The organism is Paenisporosarcina sp. TG-14 (assembly GCF_000297555.1).
GTDB classification, from domain to species: Bacteria; Bacillota; Bacilli; order Bacillales_A; family Planococcaceae; genus Paenisporosarcina; species Paenisporosarcina antarctica.
The window spans coordinates 1-7,360 of sequence record NZ_AMGD01000098.1; the positions used below are offsets into that span (position 1 = coordinate 1).

A 7,360-nucleotide genomic window follows, 5' to 3' on the forward strand; every position below is an offset into this window, starting at 1 on the left:
GTGTCGGCGTAAGAAAACGTTTTGCTTCCAGCACCGAAGTGCTTTCCGCTATTTTAGTTGACGTTTTGCTGTTCAGTTTTCAAGGTTCATTATTGTGTCGCTTGTTTTGGCGACTTATCTAATCTATCATTGCGAGCTGTTAGAGTCAAGTACTTTTAAAATCTTTCTCAAGTAATTTAAAAATATTTTTTCAAGCGCTCTTCAATCAGCGACGTTTATTACTATAACACTACATACAATAATACGTCAACAAAAAAATAAGACGCTTTTTAAAGCGTCTTATTCACTGTGTGTTTCTTCATCATTTTGTTCAACTTTATAATATCGATGGAAGATATTATCGCTCTTCGTTTGAACTCGTTCTATATGAATGTAACCTTTATCAACAAGGTATTCTATAAAGACCTCTAAATCAACCGAGTAATTACGAAGCTCCTCTTGTTCATGTAATTCTTGTATTGTCCAATGCTCTTTTTGACTCATAACCTCTAATATATGGCGAGAACCATCTTTCGTTCTTGAATGAATCATAAATTCACTCGCTAAAAACAATAACTCTAATCTTTTATCAATTGGTTCATCACTTGATAGTAATTCTTCGTAAAGTTTATAAATGGCAGGTTCTATTATTTTGACTTGTGACCAGACCGTTACTTCCGAATGCATACCGTTTTCAAAAACAGCTAAGCGAGCAAGATGATGTAATGAATCCACAATGTGATTGTAGGCATCCATATAGTTTTTTTGTTCAAAGAACACTTTTCCTTCTAAATAACGACGTATAAGTTTTGAAAACTCAATTCCCATCTTAATTTTACGTCCGTAAAACGGAAAATCTTTAAGTTCCGTCTTTAATTCGTGAACAAATTCGTTTCGATCAAACATGACACGTCCATAAAAAATCCAATCCACGATTTTTCGATTTGTACCGAGTAGTAACCATTTACGTAATTGCTTTTCCGAAACAATGTGCATTGCAGCTTTTTTATCATTAAATGTATAGTGTTTAGTGAAAACAGCTTGATTGGAGTCTTTTGTTAAAATTAGTAGTATGGTATCAAATGTATCTGTTACTTGACTAACTTTCTCTCTCTTCTCAATTAAAATGACGCCGAGCGTATTTGGATGACTCGCTCTTTCCTGATAAATAGGACGTAAAATTTGTTCCAACGGTAGTCCCCCCTATAAATTAATAAGAAATGTTATATGTACTTTTTTCGACAAAGATTGTAAAATTCCTTCAAGCGATTTACAATGCCAATTATGGTATAGTAATCATGGTTAAGGAGGAACACAATATGAAACCTTATAAAAACAAAATAAATCGGATTCGTTCGTTTGCATTATCATTAATATTCATCGGATTTGTCATTATGTACATCGGAATCTTCTTCCGAGAAAATCAAATAGTCATGACCATATTTATGTTTTTAGGACTCATTGCTATTTTAGGTAGTACAGGCGTTTACGCATGGATTGGTATGCTATCTACTAAAGCAGCTCAAGTCGTTTGTCCAAACTGCGGAAAGCATACGAAAGTATTAGGTCGTGTTGATATGTGTATGTATTGCCGAGAACCTCTTACACTAGACCCTACTTTAGAGGGACAAGAATTTGATCAAGCGCTAAATCGTAAAAAATCATAGTAGATTGAGCTAACATTCTAATATAAGAATGTTAGCTTTTTTTGCGCAAAATAAAAAGAGCACGTATGCTCTTTTCAAATTATTGCATTTTTGTAGCTTGTGATATACAAGTTGGACATGAACCATAAATTTCCAAGCGATGTGAATTCACTTGGAATCCAGTTAAGTGAGAAGCTAATTGTTCAACTTCATCTAAACCAGGGTAATGGAAATCTACAATTTTACCGCATGAATCACATATAATATGGTAATGTTCAATTGTCACGAAATCGAACCGACTCGATGAATCGCCAAAAGTTAATTCTTTAACTAATCCCGATTCTCTAAATACACGGAGATTGTTATAGACAGTAGCGACGCTCATATTTGGAAACTTATCTTCAAGTGCTCTATATATTTCATCTGCTGTTGGATGAATCATGGATTGGATGAGAAATTCTAAAATTGCATGACGCTGTGGTGTGATTCGAACTCCTGTAGATTTCAAAGTATCCAATGCGTCACGTAAATGCACTTCAGTCATCGCCATGCACCTCACTTCATAAATATTCTTATTTTATAATCGTTACAATTAGTATAAGGAAAAAGTGAGGTGAAAGTCAACCATAACCCCTTTATATCAAGGGATTACTCAGCATGCAAACCCTTTTCTCTTTGCCCAAGACGTAGATTAATGAAGCGAGCTGCGACAAACAAGAAATCTGATAATCGATTTAAATAGGCTAAAACGAGTGGAGATACATCCTTACCAATACTTACAGCCCCACGCTCTGCACGACGAACTATTGTACGTGCGACATGAAGAACTGCTCCTGCAGGATGACCGCTTGGTAAGATAAAGTTTGTCAATGCCGGTAAGTTTGCGTCCCATTCGTCAATCAACGCTTCTAACTTCATTATTTCACTTTCTTCTAACTTCCATTTCACCTCTTTACCTTTTGGTGTTGCTAGTTCAGCTCCTACATGAAAGAGTGTGGTTTGTATTTGATGAAAAGCTTGTTGTACATCTTCTTGTTCTTCAAAAAATTCGTGTTGGATATAACTCATTGCAAGTCCGATCATAGAGTTTGCTTCGTCACATGTACCATACGCTTCGACAAGTGCATCATTTTTTGCAACTCGTGTTCCATAGATAAGTGAAGTCGTACCTTTGTCGCCCGTTTTTGTATAAATTTTCATATTAATACCCCTTTTCTGAATCTATAATATTTTTATAATCTGATCCTTCTTTATTCCATTGATGTAGGTTTTCTATGAAAATTTTTAATGCTCGTGAAACATACTCAGAAGAATGACTTGAAACATGAGGTGAAACAATAACCCCATCAAGTGTCCATAGAGGATGATTTTCACCGAGCGGTTCTTCTTCAAAAACATCTAATACCGCGAACGCAATTTGACGTTCTTTCATCGCCTTAACTAGTTGTTCTTCTTTTACTAAATCCCCACGACCAAAATTCATGAAGATGGCATCCTTTTTCATCAAAACGAAATGTTTATATGTAAACAGTCCGCGTGTTTCTGGCGTACTTGGCAATACTGAAATGACAATATCAACTGTTGATAGTATGTCATTTAATTGGTCGAATGAAATCATTTGATCCATATGTAATGCGTGGTTGCCAGAGCGATTACAACCAATTGTAGTTACCTTGAAGGCTTGCAATAAACGTCCAATTTCACTACCTATTGCACCTGGCCCAATCACTAGGGCTTTACTCCCATAGAGTTCACTTGATCCAGAGCGCTTTCTCCATTCACTCTTTTCTTGTTGTAGATACATCCATGGTAACGCGCGTTTAATCGATAATAAATGCGCCATGACTGATTCTGCCATAGGAGTTTTGTGTATTCCTTTGACATTTGTAATTAAAATGTCACGCTCCGCTATTTCACGCAATGGCAATTTTTCTAATCCCGCTGAAGCAACCATGAGCCATTTCAAAGCTGAGGCTTGTTTCAATGTTTCTATTGAGATGTCTTCACCATACGTCATGATGATTTCAGCTTGCTCTAGTGCATCAATATCTTTAATTGAAGAAAAAGTAAATTCAACATCAGGAAATTCGTTTTGTAATTGTTTTATTAAATGGTCTTTAACAGTGAAAGTAAATAATACATTAGTCATTTGAAGTTACTAATTTGCGCAAAGATACGAGTGCATCTTCTACATGTCCCTTTACTTTGACTTTTCTCCACTCTTTCACAACAGTTCCTGATGGGTCAATTAAAAATGTTGAGCGCTCAATTCCCATATATTCTTTACCATACATTTTTTTAAGCTTCCATACACCATAAGCTTCAGAAACTGCATGATCTTCGTCAATTAGTAATGAAAAAGGCAGACCATGTTTTTCAATAAACTTAGTGTGGGCTTTTTCTCCATCTGGACTTACGCCTAAAATGACCGCATTTAAATCATGAAAAGATTCATATGCATCTCTAAAATCACACGCTTCATTCGTACAACCTGGCGTTGCATCTTTCGGGTAAAAATAAAGAAGGACATATTCTTTTCCAGTGTAATCGTGTAGTGAAACCTTTTCACCTTTTTCATTTTCCAATATGAAACCAGGTGCTTGTAAACCTTCAAGTGTTGTCATGAACAATCCCTCCACATAAACTATTTGTTTAATCGTACAGAAGATTGGCTAATCTTTCAATTTTCTTGGCGTTCTAGTTCATTTTTGTCTATTATTAAGAATGGAAGTAAACGAACGGAGGATATATATATGAAGAGAACAAATTCTGAAGCGATTCATGAAGAAGCATTAAAACACATTGTTGGTGGTGTTAACAGCCCTTCACGATCATATAAAGCAGTAGGTGGTGGTTCTCCAACAGTTATGGAAAGAGCGCAAGGAGCATATTTTTGGGATGTAGATGGCAACAAATATATTGACTACCTCGCAGCCTATGGTCCTATCATTACAGGTCACGCACATCCCCACATTACTAAAGCCATTACAAAAGCTGCTGAAAATGGCTTACTATATGGAACCCCAACCCCTCATGAAGTTAAGTTTGCCAAAATGCTGAAAGAAGCCATTCCAGGCATGGATAAGGTTCGTTTTGTCAATTCTGGAACTGAAGCTGTTATGACGGTGATTCGAGTATCACGCGCATACACAGGACGCACGAAAATCATGAAGTTCGCAGGATGTTACCATGGTCATTCAGATTTAGTACTTGTTGCTGCCGGATCAGGTCCAGCAACACTTGGTATTCCAGACTCAGCAGGTGTCCCAAAATCAATCGCAAAAGAAGTTATCACCATTCCGTTTAACGACCCAGAGGCTTATCAAGAAGCTATGGATAAATGGGGAGATGAAATTGCATGTATTTTAGTAGAACCCATCGTTGGGAATTTTGGAATTGTTGAACCCAAAAAAGGCTTCTTGCCACTCGTTCATGAAATAGCGAAACAAAAAGGTGCCCTCATTGTGTACGACGAAGTAATTACAGCCTTCCGTTTTCATTACGGTGGCGCTCAAGATTTGCTTGGTTTAACGCCTGATTTAACAGCATTAGGTAAAATCATTGGTGGAGGATTGCCAATTGGGGCTTACGGAGGACGTAAAGAAATTATGGAACAAGTTGCACCACTAGGACCTGCTTATCAAGCGGGAACTATGGCTGGAAATCCTGCGTCTATATTATCAGGAATTGCCTGTTTAGAAATACTAAAGCAAGCAGGTGTTTATGAAGAGCTAGATCGTTTAGGTGCCCTTTTAGAAGAAGGTATTCTAAAAGCTGCTACTAAGCATAACGTGACAATTACGATAAATCGTTTAAAGGGAGCTTTAACAATTTACTTCACAGATGTGAAGGTTGAAAATTTTGATCAAGCTGAAGCAACGGATGGCGAGATTTTTGGTCGATTCTTTAAACTAATGTTAAATCAAGGCATCAATCTAGCACCATCTAAATATGAGGCTTGGTTCTTGACAACCGCTCACACTGAAGAGGATGTTAAGCAATCACTCGTTGCGGTTAATCAAGCATTTTCACAACTTACATAAGTTCAGGTTGACCTACAAGCCCGTCCTGCTGTAAAGTAACAAAAGCTTGTAAACGAGAAAGGAAATACATCATATATGAAATTTGGTGCACGAATCGTTAAAACAGGTGTCGCAATCGGTTTTGCGCTATTCATGGCTGATTTACTAAATTTACCTTCTCCCATCTTTGCAGGAATAGCAGCGATATTTGCCATTCAACCTTCCATTTATCGCTCCTATTTATCTATTATTGAACAAATTCAATCAAATTTAATCGGAGCAAGCGTAGCTGTTGTTTTCGCTCTCATATTTGGTCATCACTATGTAGCGGTTGGTTTAGCTGCTGTTATTACAATTGCCATTATGTTGAAATTAAAGTTAGAGAAATCAATTTCGCTTGCACTCGTAACGATTATTGCAATTATGGAAGTACAAAATGATGACTTTTTAACATTCGCCCTTATTCGAGTTGTTACTATTGTAGTAGGAGTATTAGCTGCATTCGTTGTTAACTTAGTGTTTATGCCGCCGAAATATGAGACTAAGTTATTTCAATCAATTCATAAGACTACTGATGAATTGATACGATGGACGCGTTTAGCGAAGCGCCAAGCTTCTGAACATAGCGCAACGAAACAATCTCTCGACAAGTTGCGAGAACAATTAATAAAAGTTGATCAGTTTTATTTATTTTATAAAGAAGAACGTAGCTATTTTCGTAATGAAAAACACTCAAAAGCCCGTAAACTTGTAGTGTATCGTCAAATGATTTCTGTCGCAAATAAGGGCTGGGAAGTCTTAAAGCGTCTTCATATTCATGAAAATGAATTAGCCAATATTCCCGAGCATTTTCGCATGATGATACAGGAACGTCTAGACTTTTTATTAACCTATCACGAACAAATTCATTTAAAATATACAGGAAAGTTAAAATCTGAACATTCCATTTGGATGGGGAATGAAGAGATGCTTCAACGTCATGAAGTAATGGAGATTTTTGCGAGAGAAATAGCACTATCTAAAGAAGAAGAAGAAGTCTTTTCCTCTTATCATTTACTGCACTTGCTGTCAGCAGTATTAGATTATGAAGAACAACTAGAGCACTTGGATACACTCATTATCTCTCACCAAAATTATCATGGCGAAGAAATAACAGTTAGACTTGAAGGAGAATTATAAAATCAAAAAAGCAGTCATCTCTTCGTAGAGATGACTGCTTTTTTTCTAATAAAACACGAATATTCCTCAAACAACTAGTAAAAAAGACCGGGCAAAGTACGCCCGGTCCTTAAAGAAGGGTAACCATAGAAACCCGTTTATTTCCGCTACGGTGGACGCTTTTCGCGCAGAAGTCGCCACCTGCGCTTCAATCAACTAGTGTGAGTTTATCCATCATTGCAACGAATTCTATTATAGTGACAATTTTTTGAAATCTTGAGCGATACAAAGCTAGCAGAAAACTTCTTCTACACTATTTCTAAAAAGAGAAATATTTGCTCAAAATACCAGAATTTCAGTGTTCATCATGCAAACCACTGTTCTGCAATCCCTTCTTTTTAAGTTGTATTTTCTTTTATGATCAATTCGAAAACATTTACTTGATTGAAGCGGAAGGCGGCGGAAAAAGCATGTGCTCCTGCGGTTACTCGTCGCAAAGATATTGGACGAATGACAGTTCGTCCAATATCTTTCCTACGGGATTAGCGGGACAGG

At 36.8% G+C, this 7,360-nt stretch carries 8 protein-coding genes; 3 read left to right on the top strand and 5 right to left on the bottom strand.

Annotated features, from left to right (window positions below; translation table 11 throughout):
* Positions 1 to 279 precede the first annotated feature (279 nt).
* Positions 280 to 1,170: a nucleotidyltransferase-like protein gene (locus C406_RS0118320; protein WP_017382112.1), complete on the bottom strand. Its 891-nt coding sequence runs from the start codon at positions 1,168 to 1,170 to the stop codon at positions 280 to 282.
* 128 nt (positions 1,171 to 1,298) lie between these two features.
* On the opposite strand from C406_RS0118320, the gene C406_RS0118325 reads away from it, so the two are divergent.
* On the top strand, positions 1,299 to 1,646 hold the full coding sequence (locus C406_RS0118325) for a YgzB family protein (RefSeq protein WP_017382113.1): 348 nt from the start codon (positions 1,299 to 1,301) through the stop codon (positions 1,644 to 1,646).
* Positions 1,647 to 1,725: 79 nt separating this feature from the next.
* Here the strand turns inward: C406_RS0118325 and perR are convergent, their stop codons facing one another.
* The 4 genes from perR to bcp all read right to left on the bottom strand — a co-directional run bounded on the left by perR (position 1,726) and on the right by bcp (position 4,249).
* Complete coding sequence (perR, locus tag C406_RS0118330) at positions 1,726 to 2,169, bottom strand: peroxide-responsive transcriptional repressor PerR (protein ID WP_017382114.1); 444 nt, start codon at positions 2,167 to 2,169, stop codon at positions 1,726 to 1,728.
* A gap of 104 nt (positions 2,170 to 2,273) precedes the next feature.
* Positions 2,274 to 2,825, bottom strand: coding sequence for a cob(I)yrinic acid a,c-diamide adenosyltransferase (locus tag C406_RS0118335; RefSeq protein ID WP_017382115.1), 552 nt, complete (start codon positions 2,823 to 2,825; stop codon positions 2,274 to 2,276).
* 1 nt (position 2,826) lies between these two features.
* Positions 2,827 to 3,774: a D-2-hydroxyacid dehydrogenase gene (locus C406_RS0118340; RefSeq protein WP_017382116.1), complete on the bottom strand. Its 948-nt coding sequence runs from the start codon at positions 3,772 to 3,774 to the stop codon at positions 2,827 to 2,829.
* The gene (bcp, locus tag C406_RS0118345) at positions 3,767 to 4,249 is read right to left on the bottom strand and encodes a thioredoxin-dependent thiol peroxidase (protein WP_017382117.1); all 483 of its coding nucleotides are present in this window, start codon (positions 4,247 to 4,249) and stop codon (positions 3,767 to 3,769) included. Before bcp ends, C406_RS0118340 begins: the two co-directional genes overlap by 8 nt.
* A gap of 129 nt (positions 4,250 to 4,378) precedes the next feature.
* Between bcp and C406_RS0118350 the strand changes: the two genes are divergently transcribed.
* The gene (locus C406_RS0118350) at positions 4,379 to 5,668 is read left to right on the top strand and encodes a glutamate-1-semialdehyde 2,1-aminomutase (RefSeq protein ID WP_017382118.1); all 1,290 of its coding nucleotides are present in this window, start codon (positions 4,379 to 4,381) and stop codon (positions 5,666 to 5,668) included.
* Positions 5,669 to 5,743: 75 nt separating this feature from the next.
* Positions 5,744 to 6,826 (top strand): FUSC family protein, encoded by a 1,083-nt coding sequence (locus C406_RS0118355; RefSeq protein WP_017382119.1) that lies wholly within the window; start codon positions 5,744 to 5,746, stop codon positions 6,824 to 6,826.
* Positions 6,827 to 7,360: the final 534 nt, after the last annotated feature.